The organism is Cytobacillus sp. EB106-05-05-XG126 (genome assembly GCF_058791715.1).
Window position 1 is genome coordinate 30,415 of the sequence record NZ_JBYTDU010000018.1, and the last position, 19,849, is coordinate 50,263.

At 43.4% G+C, this 19,849-nt stretch carries 20 protein-coding genes; 9 read left to right on the plus strand and 11 right to left on the minus strand.

The window, feature by feature from the left end:
• The first annotated feature begins 30 nt into the window (after positions 1-30).
• Complete coding sequence (locus AC3WTL_RS22940) at positions 31-702, plus strand: SDR family NAD(P)-dependent oxidoreductase (protein ID WP_222498689.1); 672 nt, start codon at positions 31-33, stop codon at positions 700-702.
• A gap of 18 nt (positions 703-720) precedes the next feature.
• Here AC3WTL_RS22940 and recX read toward each other — a convergent pair whose 3' ends face one another.
• Complete coding sequence (recX, locus tag AC3WTL_RS22945) at positions 721-1,524, minus strand: recombination regulator RecX (RefSeq protein ID WP_222498687.1); 804 nt, start codon at positions 1,522-1,524, stop codon at positions 721-723.
• A gap of 104 nt (positions 1,525-1,628) precedes the next feature.
• Between recX and AC3WTL_RS22950 the strand changes: the two genes are divergently transcribed.
• The 3 genes from AC3WTL_RS22950 to AC3WTL_RS22960 all read left to right on the plus strand — a co-directional run bounded on the left by AC3WTL_RS22950 (position 1,629) and on the right by AC3WTL_RS22960 (position 3,016).
• A complete protein-coding gene (locus AC3WTL_RS22950) occupies positions 1,629-2,534 on the plus strand; it encodes a TIGR01777 family oxidoreductase (RefSeq protein WP_061793374.1) in 906 nt (301 codons plus the stop codon).
• Positions 2,535-2,608: 74 nt separating this feature from the next.
• Positions 2,609-2,734 carry a YfhE family protein gene (locus AC3WTL_RS22955; RefSeq protein WP_081757217.1) on the plus strand — a complete coding sequence of 42 codons (126 nt, stop codon included), beginning with the start codon at positions 2,609-2,611 and terminating at the stop codon, positions 2,732-2,734.
• Between the two features lie 93 nt (positions 2,735-2,827).
• The gene (locus AC3WTL_RS22960; protein WP_048011767.1) at positions 2,828-3,016 is read left to right on the plus strand and encodes a YfhD family protein; all 189 of its coding nucleotides are present in this window, start codon (positions 2,828-2,830) and stop codon (positions 3,014-3,016) included.
• A gap of 55 nt (positions 3,017-3,071) precedes the next feature.
• Here AC3WTL_RS22960 and AC3WTL_RS22965 read toward each other — a convergent pair whose 3' ends face one another.
• Entirely contained in the window at positions 3,072-3,575 is a 504-nt protein-coding gene (locus AC3WTL_RS22965) for a DoxX family protein (RefSeq protein ID WP_095244476.1), read from the minus strand.
• A 325-nt stretch (positions 3,576-3,900) separates the two neighbouring features.
• Here AC3WTL_RS22965 and AC3WTL_RS22970 point away from each other — a divergent pair, with 325 nt between their 5' ends.
• Entirely contained in the window at positions 3,901-4,962 is a 1,062-nt protein-coding gene (locus tag AC3WTL_RS22970; protein WP_197214459.1) for a M20 family metallopeptidase, read from the plus strand.
• A gap of 74 nt (positions 4,963-5,036) precedes the next feature.
• Complete coding sequence (locus AC3WTL_RS22975; RefSeq protein ID WP_197214458.1) at positions 5,037-5,705, plus strand: vWA domain-containing protein; 669 nt, start codon at positions 5,037-5,039, stop codon at positions 5,703-5,705.
• Between the two features lie 64 nt (positions 5,706-5,769).
• Here the strand turns inward: AC3WTL_RS22975 and AC3WTL_RS22980 are convergent, their stop codons facing one another.
• The 8 genes from AC3WTL_RS22980 to AC3WTL_RS23015 all read right to left on the minus strand — a co-directional run bounded on the left by AC3WTL_RS22980 (position 5,770) and on the right by AC3WTL_RS23015 (position 15,114).
• A complete protein-coding gene (locus AC3WTL_RS22980; protein ID WP_197214457.1) occupies positions 5,770-7,599 on the minus strand; it encodes an ABC transporter ATP-binding protein in 1,830 nt (609 codons plus the stop codon).
• Positions 7,592-9,328: an ABC transporter ATP-binding protein gene (locus tag AC3WTL_RS22985; RefSeq protein WP_492370100.1), complete on the minus strand. Its 1,737-nt coding sequence runs from the start codon at positions 9,326-9,328 to the stop codon at positions 7,592-7,594. Before AC3WTL_RS22985 ends, AC3WTL_RS22980 begins: the two co-directional genes overlap by 8 nt.
• Before the next feature lie 161 nt (positions 9,329-9,489).
• Positions 9,490-10,470 (minus strand): glycerophosphodiester phosphodiesterase family protein, encoded by a 981-nt coding sequence (locus AC3WTL_RS22990; protein ID WP_492370101.1) that lies wholly within the window; start codon positions 10,468-10,470, stop codon positions 9,490-9,492.
• A gap of 95 nt (positions 10,471-10,565) precedes the next feature.
• Positions 10,566-11,276 (minus strand): ABC transporter ATP-binding protein, encoded by a 711-nt coding sequence (locus AC3WTL_RS22995; protein WP_197205547.1) that lies wholly within the window; start codon positions 11,274-11,276, stop codon positions 10,566-10,568.
• The gene (locus AC3WTL_RS23000; RefSeq protein WP_222498675.1) at positions 11,269-12,042 is read right to left on the minus strand and encodes an ABC transporter ATP-binding protein; all 774 of its coding nucleotides are present in this window, start codon (positions 12,040-12,042) and stop codon (positions 11,269-11,271) included. Before AC3WTL_RS23000 ends, AC3WTL_RS22995 begins: the two co-directional genes overlap by 8 nt.
• On the minus strand, positions 12,014-12,991 hold the full coding sequence (locus AC3WTL_RS23005) for a branched-chain amino acid ABC transporter permease (protein WP_197205545.1): 978 nt from the start codon (positions 12,989-12,991) through the stop codon (positions 12,014-12,016). Before AC3WTL_RS23005 ends, AC3WTL_RS23000 begins: the two co-directional genes overlap by 29 nt.
• Positions 12,992-13,003: 12 nt before the next feature.
• A complete protein-coding gene (locus tag AC3WTL_RS23010) occupies positions 13,004-13,879 on the minus strand; it encodes a branched-chain amino acid ABC transporter permease (protein WP_048011758.1) in 876 nt (291 codons plus the stop codon).
• Between the two features lie 80 nt (positions 13,880-13,959).
• Positions 13,960-15,114: an ABC transporter substrate-binding protein gene (locus tag AC3WTL_RS23015; protein WP_197249145.1), complete on the minus strand. Its 1,155-nt coding sequence runs from the start codon at positions 15,112-15,114 to the stop codon at positions 13,960-13,962.
• A 299-nt stretch (positions 15,115-15,413) separates the two neighbouring features.
• Between AC3WTL_RS23015 and AC3WTL_RS23020 the strand changes: the two genes are divergently transcribed.
• From AC3WTL_RS23020 to AC3WTL_RS23030, 3 genes are all read left to right on the plus strand, one after another.
• Positions 15,414-16,331, plus strand: a complete 918-nt coding sequence (locus AC3WTL_RS23020; RefSeq protein ID WP_252221065.1) for a proline dehydrogenase family protein — start codon at positions 15,414-15,416, stop codon at positions 16,329-16,331.
• A gap of 145 nt (positions 16,332-16,476) precedes the next feature.
• The gene (putP, locus tag AC3WTL_RS23025; protein ID WP_252221064.1) at positions 16,477-17,940 is read left to right on the plus strand and encodes a sodium/proline symporter PutP; all 1,464 of its coding nucleotides are present in this window, start codon (positions 16,477-16,479) and stop codon (positions 17,938-17,940) included.
• Between the two features lie 121 nt (positions 17,941-18,061).
• The gene (locus AC3WTL_RS23030) at positions 18,062-19,291 is read left to right on the plus strand and encodes a PucR family transcriptional regulator (RefSeq protein WP_252221063.1); all 1,230 of its coding nucleotides are present in this window, start codon (positions 18,062-18,064) and stop codon (positions 19,289-19,291) included.
• A 153-nt stretch (positions 19,292-19,444) separates the two neighbouring features.
• On the opposite strand, the gene AC3WTL_RS23035 is transcribed toward AC3WTL_RS23030, so the two are convergent.
• Positions 19,445-19,633 carry a hypothetical protein gene (locus tag AC3WTL_RS23035; RefSeq protein ID WP_492370102.1) on the minus strand — a complete coding sequence of 63 codons (189 nt, stop codon included), beginning with the start codon at positions 19,631-19,633 and terminating at the stop codon, positions 19,445-19,447.
• Between the last annotated feature and the right edge of the window lie 216 nt (positions 19,634-19,849).

The following is a 19,849-nucleotide window of genomic DNA, read 5'->3' on the forward strand; positions in this document are numbered from 1 at the left end:
GATTATAAGACGTTTCAAAGGAGGATTCAGATGAAGTCAGTCATCATTACCGGCGCAGGGTCGGGCTTGGGAAAAGAGCTTGCTTTATTGTTTGCGGGACAGGGATTTCATATTATTTTAACTGGCAGGACATTGGACAAGCTGCAAAGCGTGGAACAGGAAATTCATGAAGCCGGCGGAAGCGCTCAATCCTATACTGTAGATATCACACAAACCAAAGACATCAGCAAATTGATGACGCAACTCCAAAACCATGAACTCTATGGCTTGATAAACAATGCCGGGGTTGGACATTTTGGGCCTGTTAACAGCCTTTCAGCTCATGACATTCAGGAAATGTTCGAAACTAACACGCTGGGCACTATTTATATGACACAGGCCGTTCTCCCCCTTTTAAAGGAAATAAACGAAGGCCTGCTGATGAATATCATCTCGACTGCGGGCTTAAAAGGGAAAGTAAATGAATCCGTGTATGTGGCAAGCAAATTCGCTGTAAGAGGGTTTACGGAGAGCCTTCAGAAGGAACTGGAGAATACAAATATTAAAGTTAAAGCGGTTTATATGGGCGGCATGGATACCCCTTTCTGGGATGAAAACGACCATATCAAGGACAAATCGAGGCTTCGTTCTCCTAAAGCAGTGGCAGCCATGATTCTGGATCATATAGAAGAAGACTCAATTGTCATCGAGTCAAAAAAATAACACATGGGCTTCCATGTGTTATTCTTCTTCACTTAAAAATTGCTCTATCAAATCAAAAGAAAAACCTTTTCTGAACAAGGCTTGCTTCATTTTTTGCATATATTCGAACTCAGGAAGGTTTGCATATTTCTTCTTCGCTTTTTCCGCCTGGAACCTCAGGGCAGCCAGTTCTTCATCCTCTTCTTTATCAATCTCCGTTTCAGTTACAGCTTCTTGAATGATGTCGAAATTAAAGCCTTTGCGCATTAACATCTGTTCCAGCTTTTGCTTAAGGATTTTGGATGAATCACGGGCATATTTCTTTGAATATTTTTCACACAGCCTTATAGCGGCAGCTAACTCAGCATCCCTTGGATATTCCTCCAATGCCATTTCGATTAATTGAGGGGAAATCCCTTTTTCCTTTAGTTCTGTGCGGATCAGGCCTTTACCTTTATCTGATGTGTTCATTTGTGTACGCACAAATGCTGCTGCAAATTCTTCATCATTTAAAAAATGGTAATCATACAATTTGTGGATAACTTCCTGAATAACCGGTTCTTCCACTTCTTTTTCAGCTAAATGTTTGCGGACTTCGGTTTCTGAGCGCATTCTTCTGGATAAATAATGAATAGCCCTGTTATAGGCTTTCCGGATATCATCCTGATAGCCAATTTCATTTAAAGAGAATTCATCAAGCTCCATTCCCTTTTTTAGCTGATGCTTAATTAAAACATCTTCATCCACACTAAATGCATATTCTTCACCTTTCCCATAATCCATATATATATTGTAGCGGTCTGTGTTATTTTTCTGAACTGTGATTTTCGTAATAGTCGGCATTTTCTCCACCTCTTATCTTAAATGTAACACATCCAAAAAAGGATTTTGAAAGAAAACGTCGTAAAATGTACCAAAGTATATGACACTTGAAAGGGGAATTTCCCATGAGAATTGCCATCGCCGGCGGAACTGGTTTTGTTGGAAGCGCCTTGGTTAAAAAATTACTGGATAAAAAACATGAACTGTTTATTCTTACAAGGAATTCAGCTGATAAACATGCTTCTAAAAATTTGCAATATGTACAATGGCTGAACGATGATGACTCACCCGAGGATGCTCTGGAAAGCATTGACGTGTTTATCAACCTGGCTGGTGAGTCCATTAACAGCGGAAGATGGACAGATGAACGTAAAAAGCGTATATTAAACAGCCGCATTACTGCCACAAGGGAAGTTCTCCGCATTATTAGCCGCCTTGAAGAAAAGCCGTATACATTAATCAATGCCAGTGCGGTCGGTTACTATGGCACATCCCGGAATGAAACCTTTACAGAAGCCAACAGCAAAAGCGGCACTGATTTTTTAGCTGAAACAGTAAGATGCTGGGAAGAAGAGGCCTCCAAAGCAGAAGAATTTGAAGTCCGGACCGTTTTCTGCAGATTTGGAATCATTCTCGAAAAGAGCGATGGAGCTCTTCCGCGAATGGCCCTTCCCTACAAGCTATTTGCCGGAGGGTCTGTTGGAACAGGGGATCAATGGGTTTCCTGGATTCATTTAGATGATGTTGTAAACGGAATCCTTTATTGCATTGAATACGAGCAGCTGCAGGGGCCCGTTAACTTTACATCACCAAATCCCCTGACAATGAAAGAATTTGGAAAAATACTCGGTGAAGTCCTTAATCGTCCCCACTGGCTGCCCGCTCCCGGTTTTGCTTTAAAAATAGCTCTCGGGGAGATGAGTACATTGGTACTGGAAGGGCAAAAGGTGCTTCCTGAAAAACTGCAGGCATTAGGCTATGACTTTTTATATCCGGATTTACGTTCAGCTCTAAGGAATATTTATCAATGAAATTTGTATCATTTATGTCAAATAAGGGAAAAATAAGGTAAGTGTGTACCCTTATTCTGAAAGGATGATGCAAAGTGGATAAAAAGAAAAAAGACAAATCCAAAAGCACGTTATCAAGCATGCAGGAAGTAACTTATTCAAGAGAATTCAAACGGGCTGACAAGGCCGGCGGATTTGCAGGCAGACAGTCCAAACATTAATTTCCACTCATACCGCCCTGATCGATGGTACATGATAAAGGTACGGAAACACCTAAGTTTCCGTACCTTTATTGCTGAAAGGGGTTATTTGCAATGGGCCGTGCACATGGACATAAAACTCGTGATAAAAACAAAGCATCACTTCCACAAGTACCGAAAAACATGAAATCTGACGGCATCGACGTAGAATTTAACCGCGAACTCGCCGATCATGATGATCTCGAGGCAATGGCACGTTCCAAGGCTGCCGATCAGCGGGCAAAAAGCAGGAAAAAACGCTAGCTCAAAGGTAAAAAAGAAGCAGGAACATCAGGTTCCTGCTTCTTCCTATTTCTGCTTAGTGGGTGTGTGCTTCTCTTTTGCCTATGCCGTGACCGCCTTTCATCATTGTCTTGATATATGGATAAGCGAATCTGTCAATTCCCCAGTAGTAAGCACCAGCGCCTGTAAATAGAAGGATGATTGCTGCTGTATACAGTATTGGGTTAGTGCTTGTTGTTCCTGCTAACAAGAAGTTTAGATTCATGAAAGCTGCTGCAATTAAAGCCGGAATGGTCGCAGCTCCAAGTATAAGGCCAACCCCGACAAGAACTTCACCCCATGCCACTAGAGTGCTGAATAAGTCCGCGTTTGGCAGTGCCACATTTTCCAGGAATCCGGCATACCAGCCCTGCACTGCCGGATGATCGCCAGCTGCTTTGGCAATGGCCCCCTGCATAAATCCGCCTGCATCAAATCCGTCTGCTACCTTATGCCATCCTGCTTCAAGCCACTGAATACCCAGCCAAACCCTTAATACGGTCCAAACAACTGCTGCCTGAGGAGTTTTCCACCATTTCATCATCATAATCATCTCCATGTTATTATTGTGAATAATTTCACATAATATCTTAAAATTTTTCCCTCTTGGGGATTTAAAAAGCCGGCCAGCTCTTAGGAGGAAGGAATGCTTTAGTGAAGTTGTTTTTTGAATTGATTTGTGAAACATTTCACTAACTTTCCTCACTTATAATATACTCCATCCCTCCCCTTTTCGCAATACACTTCACCAATTCTTCACAATTATTGGGCCATCATAAAACAAGCTGTTTTCATCCTCCCAAAGCGGGAATAGTAAGAGAGGACTGTGTAAATTTATTGCTGTATTAAAGGAGGACCTTTGACATATGCTTGAAAACTTATTGAAAGATCTCATTTCAATTGACAGCTCTTCAAAGGAGGGAGCAAACCAGGCCATTGAATATTGCCATCAATGGCTGTCGGGACATGACCTCCCTTCCAGAATCATCGAAAATAATGGCTATAAAATGGCTGTCTGTGAAATCGGAAGCGGGGATCAGACCATTATTTTTAACGGACATGTGGATGTTGTTTCAGGAAAGGATGAACAGTTCATTCCTGTAGAAGTCCGCGATAAGATTTATGGACGTGGAGCTGCGGATATGAAAGCCGGTGTTGCCGCCATGATGTGCGCAGTAAAAGAGCTCAAAAATATGCCCATAGGCGTAAAAATACAGATTCAAATTGTTTCAGATGAAGAAATCGGAGGCTTTAATTGTTCCGGGTATTTAGCAGAACAGGGATATCGCGGCGATTTTGTCATTTGCTCTGAACCCACTCAGCTTGGAATTGCGCTCGAAGCAAAAGGCGTTATCAGGCTGGACATTGAGATAGAAGGAGACCCTGCACACGGCAGCCGTCCATGGGAGGGAGTCAATGCTATCGAAAAGGCTTTTGAAGTTCATCAAAAACTATTAAAATTGCCTTTTGCAAAGGAATCATCGGAATTTTACCCATACCCTTCGATTAATCTTGCAAAAATAAGCGGAGGGGATGTATATAATAAGGTGCCTGAAAAATGTGTAATGTCGTATGATATCCGCTATTTGCCGCAGCAGAACCATGAAGAGATCATCAAACAAATTGAAAATATCACAGATGGGGAAATTATCATGAATATGTTCTCAAAGCCGCTTGTGACAGCCAGAGATAATCCTTTCATCCTGATGCTTGAACCCATTGTCGAAAAGCACACAGAAGATAAAGCTGTTTTCTTTGGACAGCATGGTTCTGCGGATACTGTGTTCTTTGCCAATTACGGGATCCCTGCCATCGAATTTGGCCCAACCGGCATGAACTGGCACGGAGATAAGGAATACGTTCTGCCGCATTCCATCCATTTATATGAAAAAATGCTGATCGACTTTGCTATGAAATTCTCAAATTAGAAGCTTTTTTAATGCGGATAGTCTCCCGATATGGTAAACATTAGAATATATGATTAAAGGGGGATTCCACAGAAATGAGCTCTATTAGTTTATTAAAAAAATCAGCAGGCATTGTACTGGAAAAAAAGAATCTGACAAATGTCACTGCCAGAGTAGGTTTGGTGCTGGACATTTCCGGCTCCATGCGCAAGTTATATAAAAATGGCACCGTCCAGAGAGTTGTGGAGAGAATCTTAGCTGTTGCCAGCCAATTTGATGATGATGGCGCATTGGATGTCTGGGTCTATGATAATGAATTTTCCAGGCTGAAGCCCGTAACCGAACATGATTTTGAAGGATATGTGGATCAGTATATTTTAAATAATGATCTAATACACAAATTCGGACGAAATGATGAGCCTCCGGTAATGGAGGATGTCATTCAGAAATATACCTCTGAAGATCCGAGCAAAGATCCTGCCTTCATTGTTTTCATTAATGATGGCGGCTGCAAAAGAACCATCAAAAAACCTGTTGTTTCATCATCCGATAAACCCTTGTTCTGGCAGTTTGTCGGGATAGGCGATTCAAACTTTGAAGTATTGGAAAAGCTGGATGAAATGGATGGCCGCTATATTGATAACGCAAATTTTTTCCACATTAAAGATGTAGAGGCCATTTCTGATAACGAACTATATGACCTCCTGCTGAACGAATTCCCGGACTGGCTAAAAGAAGCAAGAGAAAAAAATGTTATTCGATAGATTAGCGAAAAGGCGGATTTGATCGTAATCAAGTCCGCCTTTTGTGATGGAATAGCCATTGACTTCATGCATTTGCCCCAGCCGCCGCTTTACCATGCAGCCGGTAATAAAAGCCCTCCTGTTCAAGCAGTGATTCATGTGTTCCCTCCTCAATAATCCTGCCCTCTTCCAGAACAAAAATTTTATCCGCATTTTGAATGGTGTTCAAACGATGGGCAATGACAAAGCTGGTCCTTCCTTTCATCAGCTCCTGAAGGGCATCCTGAATTTTAAGCTCTGTCACCGTATCAATGCTGCTTGTGGCTTCATCCAGAATTAAGATGTCCGGGTTGGCCAGAAATGCACGTGCAATGGAAAGAAGCTGCTTTTGCCCCTGACTGATGCCATTTCCGTCCTGACTCAGCACTGTTTCATACTGCTGCGGAAGTTTCATGATAAATGAGTGGGCATTGGCAAGCTTAGCCGCCTCCACCACTTCTTCATCTGAAGCTCCCAGCCTGCCGTAGCGGATATTTTCACGCACAGTGCCGCGGAATAGGAATGAATCCTGCAGGACAAATCCCATATGCTTTCTAATGCTTTCTTTTTTCACATTTGCGATATCTTCACCGTCAATTAAAATACGGCCTGAGTCCCGTTCATAAAAGCGGGAGAGCAAATTGATCATGGTGGTCTTTCCTGCACCTGTCGGACCAACGAAAGCAGCGGTCTGGCCTGCTTTGACATGGAGGTTAACGTTTCTTACCGTATTTCCGTCTTCTTCATACGAAAAAGAAACATCTCGGAATTCGACCTCGCCTTTCACTTCGGCAAGCTCTTTCAGCTGCTCTTCATTCCGGAATTCTTCATCTTCATCCATGATGTCAAATACCCGCTCTGCTCCGGCAAGCGCAGATAGAAGGGTGTTAAATTGGTTTGCCAGGTCATTAAGCGGACGTGTAAATTGGCGGGAATACTCTGTGAATATGACAATCACACCGATTGAGATCATCCCATTCAGGGCAAAAATGCCCCCTGCCCCGGCGATAATGGCAAAGCTCAAGTTGTTCAGGACATTCATCAGCTTCGGGATAAACCCGGAATAAGTTTGAGCCCAGAACCCTGCCAGCTTAAGTTTTTCCCCTTTTTCCCGAAACTCGGCCATCACTTTCTGTTCCTGAGAAAAGGTCTTGATGATCCTTTGCCCTGATATGGTTTCTTCAATAAAACCGTTCAGCTCTCCAAGATTCTTCTGCTGCTCTTTGAACAGCCTTCCTGTCCGTGCTGTAATCCATTTCATTCCAAAGAACATCAGCGGCACAATGATCAGGGTAATGAGCGTCAGCAAAGGACTTAGCCAAAGCATAACAGAGACAGTGCCAATTAAGGTCAGCAGGCTGGAAAAGACCTGTATCACTGAACTGTTCAGAGTCGAGCTGACATTTTCAATATCGTTTGTAACCCTGCTCATCAGTTCCCCCTGCTGCCGCTTGTCAAAGAACGGAATAGGCAGCCTGTGCAAGTGGCCAAAAAGCTTCGTTCTCATCGTAAAAACCGTTTCCTGTGCGATGCCGATCATCCAATAATTCTGAAACCAGAGGGCAAGCGAGTTCAACACATAAATGACGCCAAGCCAGATCAGTAAAGCGATAAATCCATCGCTGTTCTTTGTGACAATATAATCGTCAATAGCCATTCCGACTAAATAGGGGCCAAGCAGCCCCATTGCCGAGCTGATGACCACCATGAATAAAACGAGATATAACAAACCCTTATTATAGGCTAAATAGGACCAGATTCTTTTTAGTGTGGCCCCCATGTTTTCAGACTTGGGCTTTTTCCCTTTTGTAAATTCACCATTCAGCTCAAGAGGAATTCTTTTATGCTGGAAAGGTTCTTTAAAGTGTTTAAGCATAGTTTCTGTTCCCCTCTCCAGACTGGGATTGAAAAATTCGCTTATACAATCCGGATGTTTTAAGAAGAGTCTCGTGGTCTCCCTCAGCAAGAAGCACCCCATCCTCAAGCAACAGGATTCTGTCTGCTTCCATGGCTGTACTGATTTTCTGCGTAATAATCATGGTTGTACAGGTATATTGTTTCAATGAATTCAGAAGTTTTGCTTCTGTTTTCATATCCAGCGCACTTGTGCTGTCATCAAGAAGAAGGATTTTAGGCTTTCGTACAAGCGCCCGGGCAATGGAAAGACGCTGTTTTTGCCCGCCGGATAAGTTAACACCCTTTTGCCCCACTTTTGTTTCATAACCCTGCGGAAGCTTCATGATGGTTTCATGTATCTGCGCATTGACCGCTGCTTCAGTGATTTCCTCCATCGCTGCATCTTCTTTTCCCCATGAAATGTTTTCTTTCACACTGCCTGTAAAGAGCAGTGCTTCCTGAGGAACAAAACCGATTTTCCTGCGGAGGTTCTCCATTTTCAATTCCCTTACATCCCGCCCATCAATTTCAACTCTCCCGCCCGTCACATCATAAAGGCGGGGGATAAGCTGGAATAAAGAGGTCTTCCCGGAGCCTGTTGCACCCATTATTGCCACTGTTTCCCCGGGATGGATGATAAAGCTGATGCTATCGAGTACCTTCTCTGAAGTGCCTGGATATTTAAAAGATACATCTTTAAAGTGAATTTCCCCCCGGCTCACTGTTAAGCCCTTCCTATCATGAGATTCTTGACGGTCAGTTAAATCCACTTCGGTGTCCAGTACCTCTGTTACACGGTTTGCTGATGCCCTCGCCCTGGAAAATGCCATGATAATCCAGGAGAAAATGGAGAAGGCGGCCGTTATTCTGGTTGCATAGTTCACAATCGCAACTACCTCGCCTACCTTTACATCCCCTGCATTTACCTGTATGCTGCCAAACCATAGGACTCCAAGAATACTAAGATTCATAATGAAAAGCAGAACAGGCATAGTCACTTCCATCAGACGCAGTGCTTTAACGGTTCCATCTCTGAGATCCTCATTTGTGCGCGTGAAGCGTTTCACTTCATGGTTTCTGCGGACAAACGCTTTAATTAGCCGGATTCCCGTCAGGTTCTCCTGCATGACGCTATTCACAGAATCAAGCTTTTCCTGCACTGCCTTAAAAAGCGCGCCGCCTTTTCCCATGACCCAAAACAGAAATAGAAAAAGGAAAGGGGCAACAGCTGATAAGATAAGCGCAAGCTTTACATCTACCACAAATGCCATGATCAGGCCGCCGATGATTAAGAGAGGCGCTCTCATCATGATTCGAAGGCTCATAAAAACAGTATTCTGAAGCTGCGTAATATCATTCGTCATACGGGTAATTAATGAAGAGGTCGGAAAAAGATTAAAGTTGGCAAAGGAGAAGGATTGAACCTTGTCATATAAGCTTTTCCTTACATCAAAACCGAAGCTCTGGCTGACATGTGCAGCATAAAAGGAATTAATGACTCCAGCCGCAAAAGCCGCAAAAGAAGCAGCCAGCATGATCCCTCCCCACTTCATGATCTCCTGAAGATCATTCTGCAGGATGCCTTCATCTATGATTTTTGCCATTAATAATGGCTGAATAAGCTCAACAGCAAGCTCCGTCAGCATTAATGACAGAGCTATAGCCACCGCTATCCGGTAAGGCTTAAGAAATGCCAATACTTTCGCCATTTATAGTCCCCCAAGCTGTAATTGCAGTTAATATATGTATAATAATACTCTTAAAATCCTTCGGCAAACTAAATAATCCTATCCATATCATAATCCTTTTTACAAAATTTTTAAATAATTCCGTTAAAAAATTTTAAAAACGCCTGGATCAGACCAGACGTCTATTCTTTCCTATATACTGGGGCAATCAGCTCAATCCTGTTTGTCCAGATGCCTCCTGAATAGCTCTCAGGGAGCCGTTGTAGGTCTTCCGGTCTGTCAAAGCCTTCCGACCAGCTCCCATCCCCGGCAACCACTATAACTCTTGTACCTGCCTCATCCATTCGGTTTAAGAACTTATTTGGCCATCCCCACAGCAGCTTTGTATATGATTCAGGAATATGAACCTGTGTGTTTTTGCAGGCATTTGGCACATAACCTGTCCATCCCGCACCTATATATGGCAGGAGGCAATCTTTCAATGTAGCCTTAGACATAGCCCGCATTCCAGGCATTTCTTCCTTCAGTGCGGCAATTGGATTGTCTCCTCCATATACAGTTATTTTCTCCAATCTGTCTGCTGGAAATATCGACAGGTATTCAGCAAGCTTTACTCCTTCCTGGGAGTCATTGCTTTTAATATGGATTAAGATATCTCCTTTCGGGAACTCTTTCATGACTTCATCCAGGCTTGGCATCATTCCGATTCCCTTGCCGCGAAATGGATGGGTTTTACCGTGATCGGCTGTATAGCCGTATCCAATGTCCAGCTTTTTTAATTCCTCCATTGTATACTCTCTCGTATTTCCTTTTGCATTTGTCCGGCAATCCAGGGTCCAATCATGGAACACCGCAAATTGTCCATCCTTTGTAAGCTGTATATCCAGTTCGACTATATCTGCCCCTGCCTCAAAAGCTGCTTCCATGGAAGGAATCGTATTCTCAAGAAAGTTATGCTCAGGCTCGTAAATTCTTTCAGCCGTACACGTCTCTCCTGTGATCCCTTCCATATGAAAGGTCTGTGCCATTCCTCTATGAGCGAGCAGGAGCTGCTTATCGTTTCTTTCTTTTGTAAGCAGAGAGCTGTTGTTTAAAAATAGAAATACGCCGAGAATTAATAAAGTTATCATTATCCTTTTTAAGATTTTCTTTCTCTTATTCATTTGTCCTCCGGTTTTTGCACGTTGATTTCCGTTATTATCATAATGCATTAGGTAAAAAGATAAAAGGCCAAATCAAAAGATTCGGCCTTTTATCTTTAGCTTGATTTGCGCCCCAGGTATGCTTCCATGATGCGCGGATCATTCAGAAGCTTCTCTGAACTTCCTTCAGCAACCATTTTGCCTGTTTCCAAAACGTATCCGTAATCGGATATTTTCAGGGCCTGCCTTGCATTCTGTTCAACCAATAGAACAGTCGTGCCCGCTTCATTAATTTCTTTTATAATTTTAAAGATGTCAGCCACGATCAGAGGGGCCAGTCCCATTGACGGTTCATCCAGAAGAAGCAGCTTTGGTTTGCTGAGGATGGCCCTAGCAATGGCCAGCATCTGCTGCTGTCCGCCGGATAATGTTCCGCCAAGCTGTTTCTGCCTTTCTTCGAGGATGGGGAAACGCTCCATTACGTTCTTAATATCCTGGTCAATTTCATTATCCTTCCGGTGGTATGCCCCCATTTCCAGGTTTTCAAGCACTGTCATTCCGGAAAGAATCTGGCGGCCTTCCGGAACAAGGGCAATCCCTTTGCGCAGCAGCTGGTCCGGCCGGAGTCCCGTTACATCCTGCCCCTGAAATTGAATGCTGCCGGCTTGAGCCTTAAGCATTCCGGAAATGGTCTTCATGGTCGTTGTCTTCCCTGCACCATTTGCACCAAGGATCGTAACAATACTGCCTTCTTCCACTTCGAGGCTGATGTTTTTAAGAACTTGGATTTTCCCGTAAAAAGCGTTAATCCCATTTACCTTAAGCATACATATCCTCCTCCTCACTGCCGAGATAGGCTTCGATGACATCAGGATTATTCTGGATTTCAGCAGGTGTGCCTTCAGCAATCTTCTTGCCGAAATTCAGGACGGCAATACGGTCGCATAATTTCATGACAAGCGGCATATCATGCTCAATCAGGAGGACCGTAATGCCCTGTTCCTGAATTTTTTTGATGAGTTGAAATAATTCGCTTGTTTCTGTTTCATTCATTCCGGCTGCCGGTTCATCGAGCAGCAGCAATTGGGGAGAACTGGCCAGGGCACGGGCAATCTCCAGCCTTCTTTGCTGGCCGTATGCGAGGCTGTCTGACACAGTTTCGGCGAAGCCGCCCAGCCCCACAAACTCTAATAGTTCATTCGCTTTGCTGCGGATTCTCTCTTCTTCCTGCCGCTGTGATTTTGTCCTGAATACACTGCTGAAAACCCCTGATTTGCTTCGGCAGTGCTCCCCAACCATCACATTTTCTTCTGCTGTCATCTGCGGAAACAGGCGAATATTCTGGAATGTCCTGCAAATTCCCTTTTTCGTGATCAGGTGCGGCTTTAAGCCATTGATATTGTCTTCATTAAAGATAATCTCGCCTGAGGTAGGAGTAAACATCGATGTTATCAGGTTGAACATCGTTGTCTTCCCGGCTCCGTTCGGTCCAATCAGCCCAAAGATTTCTCCCTGATTAATGGAGAATGAAACATCAGACAGGGCACTCAGCCCGCCAAAGTTTTTACATGCTTTTTTGACTTGAAGTACCATGCTTTTGCCTCCTCTTTGATGTTTTAAGCTTGAGCCAGTTTAAAATATTTACATCAATTAATCCCTGCGGTCTGACTGCCATCATAATAATAATGATCAGACCGTAAATCATGTAGCGGTATTCGCTGATAAATCGGAGCACTTCCGGCATTACAGTTAGAAAGAGCGCCCCAAACACCGGTCCCCAGATTACTTCGCTTCCCCCGAAAACGGCAAAAATCAGAATCTCAACGGCACGGTGATAGGCAAAATCTGCAGGACTTATGTACGCAAGAACATGGGCAAACAGTGCACCTGCAAAACCCGCTACCAGGGCCCCCTGTGCAAATGCCAGGACCTTATAATACGTAATATTGATGCCCATTGATTCTGCAGCTTTTTCATCCAGCTTAATCGCTGCGAAAGCCCGTCCTACTCTTGAGCGGTTCTGCCTCCTGAAAAATGCGATGATGCTGATTGTCACCCCTAATAAAATGAGGAAGATAGCCAGAAATACAAACTGGTTATTTTGAAGTCCAAGTATTTTCGGATCAAAGCCTAAGTCTTTTAATGTATTCAGCAGCTCACGGCCCATATGCGGTATGCCTGATAAACCGACAGCTCCCTTTGTCATAGACTCCCAGTTTACAAAAATAACGCGGATAACCTCTCCAAACCCAAGGGTAACAATGGCGAGATAAACACCCTGAAGCCTTAATGTCGGTATCCCGATCAGGATTCCGAAAACACCTGCCAATAAAGTGCCTGCCAGTATGCCCACAATAATCGGAAGGTCAAAATTCAGCGTCAATAGTGCAGAGGTATAGGCACCGATCCCCATAAATCCGGCATTGGCGAGCGAAAGCTGTCCAGTTGATAGAGTAATATAAATACTAACTCCTAATATAATGTTGATTAATATAAAAGAAGCTACCTGTAAATAATATGGATTTATTAATTCTGCAAGCATGATTTCACCTTCTTACGCTGAAATTTTTTGGCCAAACAATCCCTGCGGCCTGATGAGAAGTATGATGATGATGGCCGCAAAAGCGATTGCATCTTTGTAACCTGAATCGCCGTAAACAACGACAAAGGTTTCGGCCAGACCAAGAATAAGCCCTCCTGCCATCGCTCCCTTGACATTCCCCATCCCGCCAAGAATGATGATGGCAAGTCCTTTTAGCCCAATTGATAAACCCATCTGCGGCGTTACAGAGTTAAAGGCCATCCCGACAAGGATACCGGCGATTCCGCCCATTGCCGATGCGATGATAACCGTCATTGTAATTGTTCTTTTGACATCAACACCAAGAAGGCTTGCTGTTTCCAGATTTTCAGCAGTTGCTCTTAAGGCTTTTCCTGCCTTTGTTTTGCCAAGCCAAAAAGAAAGGGCGTACATGAGCAGGACGGAAATGACAAAGATAACAATCTGCACAAGATATACAGTTATCGAACCGATCTGGAAGCTGATTTCCGCAAAAGAAGCACGGAAAGGATGGTTGCCCGGTCCAAAAATATGGTGGGACAGGTTTTCCAGCAGTATCGATACACCAATGGTGCTGATCAATGGCGCCAGATGGGATACACCCTGTTTATTCCGGAGCGGTCTCAGGGCAAATCGTTCAAGCAGATATCCCATTGCAGCAGTTACCGCAATCGCAGCCAGAAAAGCCAGCCAAAGCGGCCCTTTAAAAGTGGAAGTGACAACAACGCCAATGAAGGCTCCGAACATAAAAATTTCTCCGTGTGCCATATTGATAATCCCAAGCACCCCGAAAACCAATGTAAACCCAAGTGCAACGATGGCATAAATGCTGCCAAGGGTAATTCCGTTTATTAATTGTTCGATTAACACGGCATTCACCTGCTTACTCGTAATTTTCTTAAAAGTAAGCTCTGGCACTGAAGGCGCCAGAGCTTCACTTTCGCAGCTTTTTAATTAAATTCCTTAAATGCTCCTTCTTCAATAACTAAAACGGTCGGATCCATCACGACATCTCCTTCTTCATCGAAAGAGAACTCTCCAAGAATTCCATTAAAGCCTTTGACCTCGGCCAGAGCATCCCGAAGTGCATCACGATCAGCTTCACCCGCATTCTTCAATGCCTCAGCCATTATGTAAAGCGCATCGTATGCCTGTGCTGCAAACTGATCCGGCTTTTTGCCGTATTCCTTTTCATATTTACTTACAAATTCCTTGACCTTATCATCTTCTTTTTCACCATACCAGGGAGTTGCCACAATCAGGCCATTTGCTGCATCCCCTGCGATATTGATGACCTCAGGAGAATTGAAGCCATTTCCTCCGACAAACGGAACCTCAATGCCCATTTTCCTGGCCTGATCCATGATGACCGCACCTTCATTGTATAGAGCCGAAGCCAGAATTAGGTCCGGTTTTAAACCTTTAATTTTTGTCAGCTGAGCATTATAATCTGATTGGCCTTTTTGGAACGTTTCAATCGTTAAGATTTCGAGACCCTTCTCTTCCGCTGCTTTTTTCATTGTGTCAAAACCTGATTTTGTAAAAACATCATCATTTCCATATAGAATTGCTACTTTTTTAGCATCATATTTTTCAATGGCTTTATCTATTGCAGCCGGAATCGCCAAGGCCTCAGGCAGTGAGTTGCGGAAGACATAGTCCCCAATTTGCGGAATTCCTTCTGCCGTTGTTGAAGTTCCCATAATCGGCACTCCGTTGAGGTCGGCTTCCGGACCGACTACGTTCATTTCTGTGCTTAAGGTTGGCCCGATAATGGCTGTCACATTCTCGGAATTCATAAGCTTTTGTGCTGCTGTCAATGCCTGATCCTGCTTGCCGGCAGAATCCTCAGTTACAAGGTTAATCTTGACTTCTCCCTTGCCATTTATTTCTTCCTGTGCGAGCTTTAAGCCATTTGTGATAGCTTCACCATAAGCAGCACCCGGTCCGCTGATATAAGAAATAACTCCAATATCCGCTTTAACGGCTCCTCCGCTGCTCTCCCCATCTTCATCCCCTGCAGTCTGATTGCCGCCGCATGCTGAGAGGACCAGCAAGCTTGACAATGCTGTAAACTGCGCAAATTTCTTTAACTGCTTTCTCATCTTTCTCTAACCCCCATTTTCTGAAATAAATAAATATTCAAAACTATATTACTATTTAAATACAAATGCTTGTCATTGTAAACAATAATATGGAAACTTTTCTTACATATTAATTGACAACGAGAATTGGAAGTGACTGAAAGCGCAGAATATGTTTTCTCATATGGAAAATGCAGCCTTTCATTGTCTTATGTCAACAATAGATTGATAGAATCTTTGTTTTTTATGAACATTGTCGGAACTTGTCACAGAATTGTAAGATTAATCTAAAGATATAACCATTGGAGGTGCTTGTTTAAATGGAAGCGATTACAAGAGACTTTTTTCTATATTTATCAAAAAATAGCTTATTGAATAAAATTGCCCAGAACAGAGGCGGAAGTTTTGCCGCAGGTAAATTAATTGGCGGAGTTGATTTCAAAAGCAGCGTCCGCTTTATCAGAGATCTGAATAACCAGGGACTTTCTGTAACAGTGGACCATTTGGGTGAATTTGTTGATTCTGTTGAAGTAGCTAATGAACGGACAGAGGAATGTATTTCAACCATTGAAATGATCAGCAAAGAAGGACTGGATTCACAAGTATCCCTGAAAATGACTTCTCTTGGTCTGGATATTGATCATGATCTTGTTGTGAAAAACATGACCAGAATTCTTGATACTGCTGAAAAGCATAAGATCATGGTGACAATCGATATGGAAGATGTGCCGCGCTGCCAGGCAACGATCGATTTGTTTAAACAGTTTAAAGAAAAGTACAGCTGTGTAAGCACCGTTCTGCAGGCGTACCTGTACCGGACTGAAAAGGACCTGGAGGATCTGGGGAAATACCAGCCCTTCTTAAGACTGGTAAAAGGCGCTTATAAAGAAGCACCGGAGCATGCATTTCCTGAGAAGACAGATGTTGATGAAAACTATAAGAAATTAATAGAACAAAGTCTGTTAAAAGGAAACTATACAGCAATAGCTTCCCACGATGACCAGATCATCGAGTACACAAAAGAATTAGCAAAGAAGCATAACGTTTCAAACGATCGTTTCGAGTTTCAAATGCTTTATGGCATGAGGAATAAAACACAGCTGGAACTGGCAAAGCAAGGCTATAAGATGCGTGTCTATGTACCATACGGCATGGACTGGTACGGCTATTTCATGAGAAGGCTTGCTGAACGGCCGGCTAATATTGCATTTGCTTTTAAGGGCATTTTCAAGAAATAATATTTTTCTTCCAAAATATTAAAATATAACTATAATAAAAATAAACCATTCATGATTTCTAGGTAATGAGAAAGCAAACCACTGCTTTCTCATCGCTTATTTTATCTAAATATTTTGTTAAACCAACAAAAAGGAGGCTGACAAAATGGATTATGCATTAATTATATCCATTACCGTGTATATGATTGGAATGCTTTGGATTGGCTATTATGCCTATAAACGGACTTCCAATCTATCAGATTACATGCTCGGAGGACGAACACTGGGTCCTGCGGTAACCGCTTTAAGTGCGGGTGCTTCCGATATGAGCGGATGGCTTTTGATGGGACTTCCTGGAGCCATGTATGCCACTGGCCTAAGCGCTTCCTGGATTGTCATCGGCTTGACTCTCGGGGCATGGGCAAACTGGATCTATGTGGCACCAAGGCTCCGCACGTATACTGAGGTAGCCAATGATTCTATTACGATTCCCGGTTATTTAGAAAACCGGTTCGGGGATGCTTCCAAAATCCTCCGCCTGATTTCAGGATTAGTTATCTTAATTTTCTTTACCTTTTATGTATCATCAGGCATGGTTTCCGGGGGCGTTTTATTCCAGAGCACTTTCGGGCTGGATTACCACACCGGTTTATGGATCATTACAGGTGTTGTGGTTGCGTATACACTATTTGGAGGATTTCTTGCGGTTAGCTGGACAGACTTTGTTCAGGGTTTGATTATGTTTCTCGCCCTCATTCTTGTACCAATCGTAACCCTTTTCCATATAGGAGGATTTGGGCCGGCAATTGATACTGCCAGAACAATCAATCCAGCTTTCCTTGATATCTTTAAAGGGACAAGTCTATTAGGCATCGTTTCCCTTTTTGCATGGGGCCTTGGCTACTTTGGACAACCTCATATTATCGTCCGCTTTATGGCTATCAGTTCAGTTAAAGAAATCAAAAAAGCCACCCGCATTGGGATGGGCTGGATGATTTTCTCGAGTATTGGCGCTATGCTGACTGGTTTTGTCGGAATTGCTTATGTGGCGGATACCGGAATTAGCATCGAAGATCCCGAAACGATCTTCATCCTCCTTGGAGAGGTATTATTCCACCCGATCATTACAGGCTTTTTAATCTCGGCAATCCTTGCAGCTATCATGAGTACCATCTCATCACAGCTGCTAGTCACATCAAGCTCATTAACGGAAGATTTATATAAGACATTCTTCCGCCGCTCAGCTACAGATAAAGAATTGGTTACAATAGGAAGATTATCTGTATTGCTGGTTTCTGTCATTGCATTATTTATCTCATGGGAGAAAAATGAAACGATTCTCGACCTTGTGGGTTATGCTTGGGCTGGTTTCGGATCTGCTTTCGGACCGCTTATCATTCTCAGCTTATACTGGAAGCGCATGACAAGATGGGGAGCACTAGCAGGGATGATCATAGGTGCCAGCACCGTCATCATTTGGTCTCAAGCCGGATTATCCGACTTCCTTTATGAAATGATTCCAGGCTTCGCTGCCAGCTTAATTGCCATCATCGTGGTAAGTATTCTTACTGAAAAGCCTTCTGCAGAAGTTGAAAAACAGTTTGCAGACTTTGAAAAATCCTTAAAATAATCTAAACTTATCAGGACTGGGCTAAGAAAATGCCCGGTCCTTTTTCTTTCGGCAAAATTCGGGTGGTGCCTGTCACTGTTTTTCACTATAATAAGAACAGCAATAATGAGGAGGGAGCTTAATGAGCCAGCCGCTGGAGAAAATCCTTACTTTGACTGATATTGATGAGATTACAGAAATGGTCAGCACTTTTTTGAAGAAGCCTGTTGTCATCGAGGATGAGCAATTCTCGCTGCTGGCTTATAGCTCGTATTATATTGAGCATTTTGATTTGGCGAACCAGCAGACTATTTTTTCGAAGAGATGGCCGATTCCCATTTTGGAGAAATTTATGGATGAAGGCATTGTTGACCAGTTAAAGACAATCCCTGAGCCTTTCAGAATTAAGAAGATGGAAGAAATCGGCCTTAACCAGCGTGTAGTTGTAAGCGCTAAATATAAAGAGCAGATACTTGGATTTATCTGGGTTCAGGAATTGGACGGCTTCCTGTCAGAAAGCGAAATGAAATTTCTGCATGACGTTTCCTTCCATATTGGGAAGCTTTTATATCAGAAAAACCTGAAGAAGCTCCGCAAAGAAGAAGAAAAACATCAATTTTATCAAAAAATTATTGATCGCACGTATCAGACGGAAGATCAGATTAAGTGGGAAGCAGCCAATGTTAAAATCATCCTCCCGGAGGCCTTTATCATCAATGTATTTACGGTCCTTCAGGGAGATGAAGAGATGTTGGCAGAGTTAAATGAAACCGTTCGGCTATTTGCAAATGCTCTCAGCCATCCCGCTCACATCTTTACGAACCAGCATGAGATCATCGTGATGATCGGCAGCAGCTCCCCTGCACCCGGCAGCCTTTCAGAAGACGCACACGAATTAACCAATACCGTTCTAAGCCAATTCAGGCAGCAGAATGTGTATGCGGGAATCGGAGGAGAGTATTCCTCCATCCTCAAACTTCGCAAAAGCTATCGAGAGGCCCTGGAGGTCATCAAAGCCGCCAAATTCATTGGCTCGCCTGAAGAACTGCCCTATGAATATAAAAAGCTCTGGGTGTTCCGTTACCTGGAACCGATCGCCCAGCATAACAGCAAGACCAATTATGTTAATGAAGATCTTATGAAGCTGCAGAAAAAAGACCTGGAGAGCCAAACCAGCCTGCTGAAGACGCTTGAAGTCTATTTATTGAACAACTGCCGCCTCAAGCCGACAGCGGAACAGCTTTTCATCCATACCAATACATTAAAATACCGAATGAAACAAATTACTGACCTGACTTCAATCGATTTTGACGACTTTAATACAAGATGCCAGCTGTACATTGATTTACAGCTGCTTAAGCGGAAGAAATAAGAATGTGAGGAGGCTCTAAACGTGCGGCGTCATGGAGCGTTTATGGCGACCGTTTTTTCCTGCGCTTCCTCATTTTTAGCTTCATGAAGCGGTCATGGCGACCGTTTTCCTCGCTGCTTCCTCTTTTTCGGCTTCATCCCGCCTCTTTTTCCGTCACTTGCTTCTAAACTTGCCAGGATTTTCAACTCTGATAGAAACAATCTCCCCGCAGCTTAAACAAAAGCGAAAGATCTTCAGAGATCCAGTTGAAAGTTTTTTATTCAATGGCCTGACTGCCACATAGTCAGTGCCTTCTGCAAATTCTGTCCCTTTGCATCTCAGGCATTCTTTAACATGGTTCACCTTCATCAGCTCCCTTCAGCTTATATACGCATCAGAATGGTAAAAGTTCCCCAAAAAAGAAATGCCTGTCCCCTATCCAGGGAGCAGGCATTTTATCGCAGTCTAACGGGCAGTAAGACCCCCACTTCAAGACTCAGAAGAATCAAAGGAGGATAAGCGGGGGTCAAACTGCCCAATCTAGCTGCGGCTCCTAGGGGCTCGAGGTCATAAGCCAAT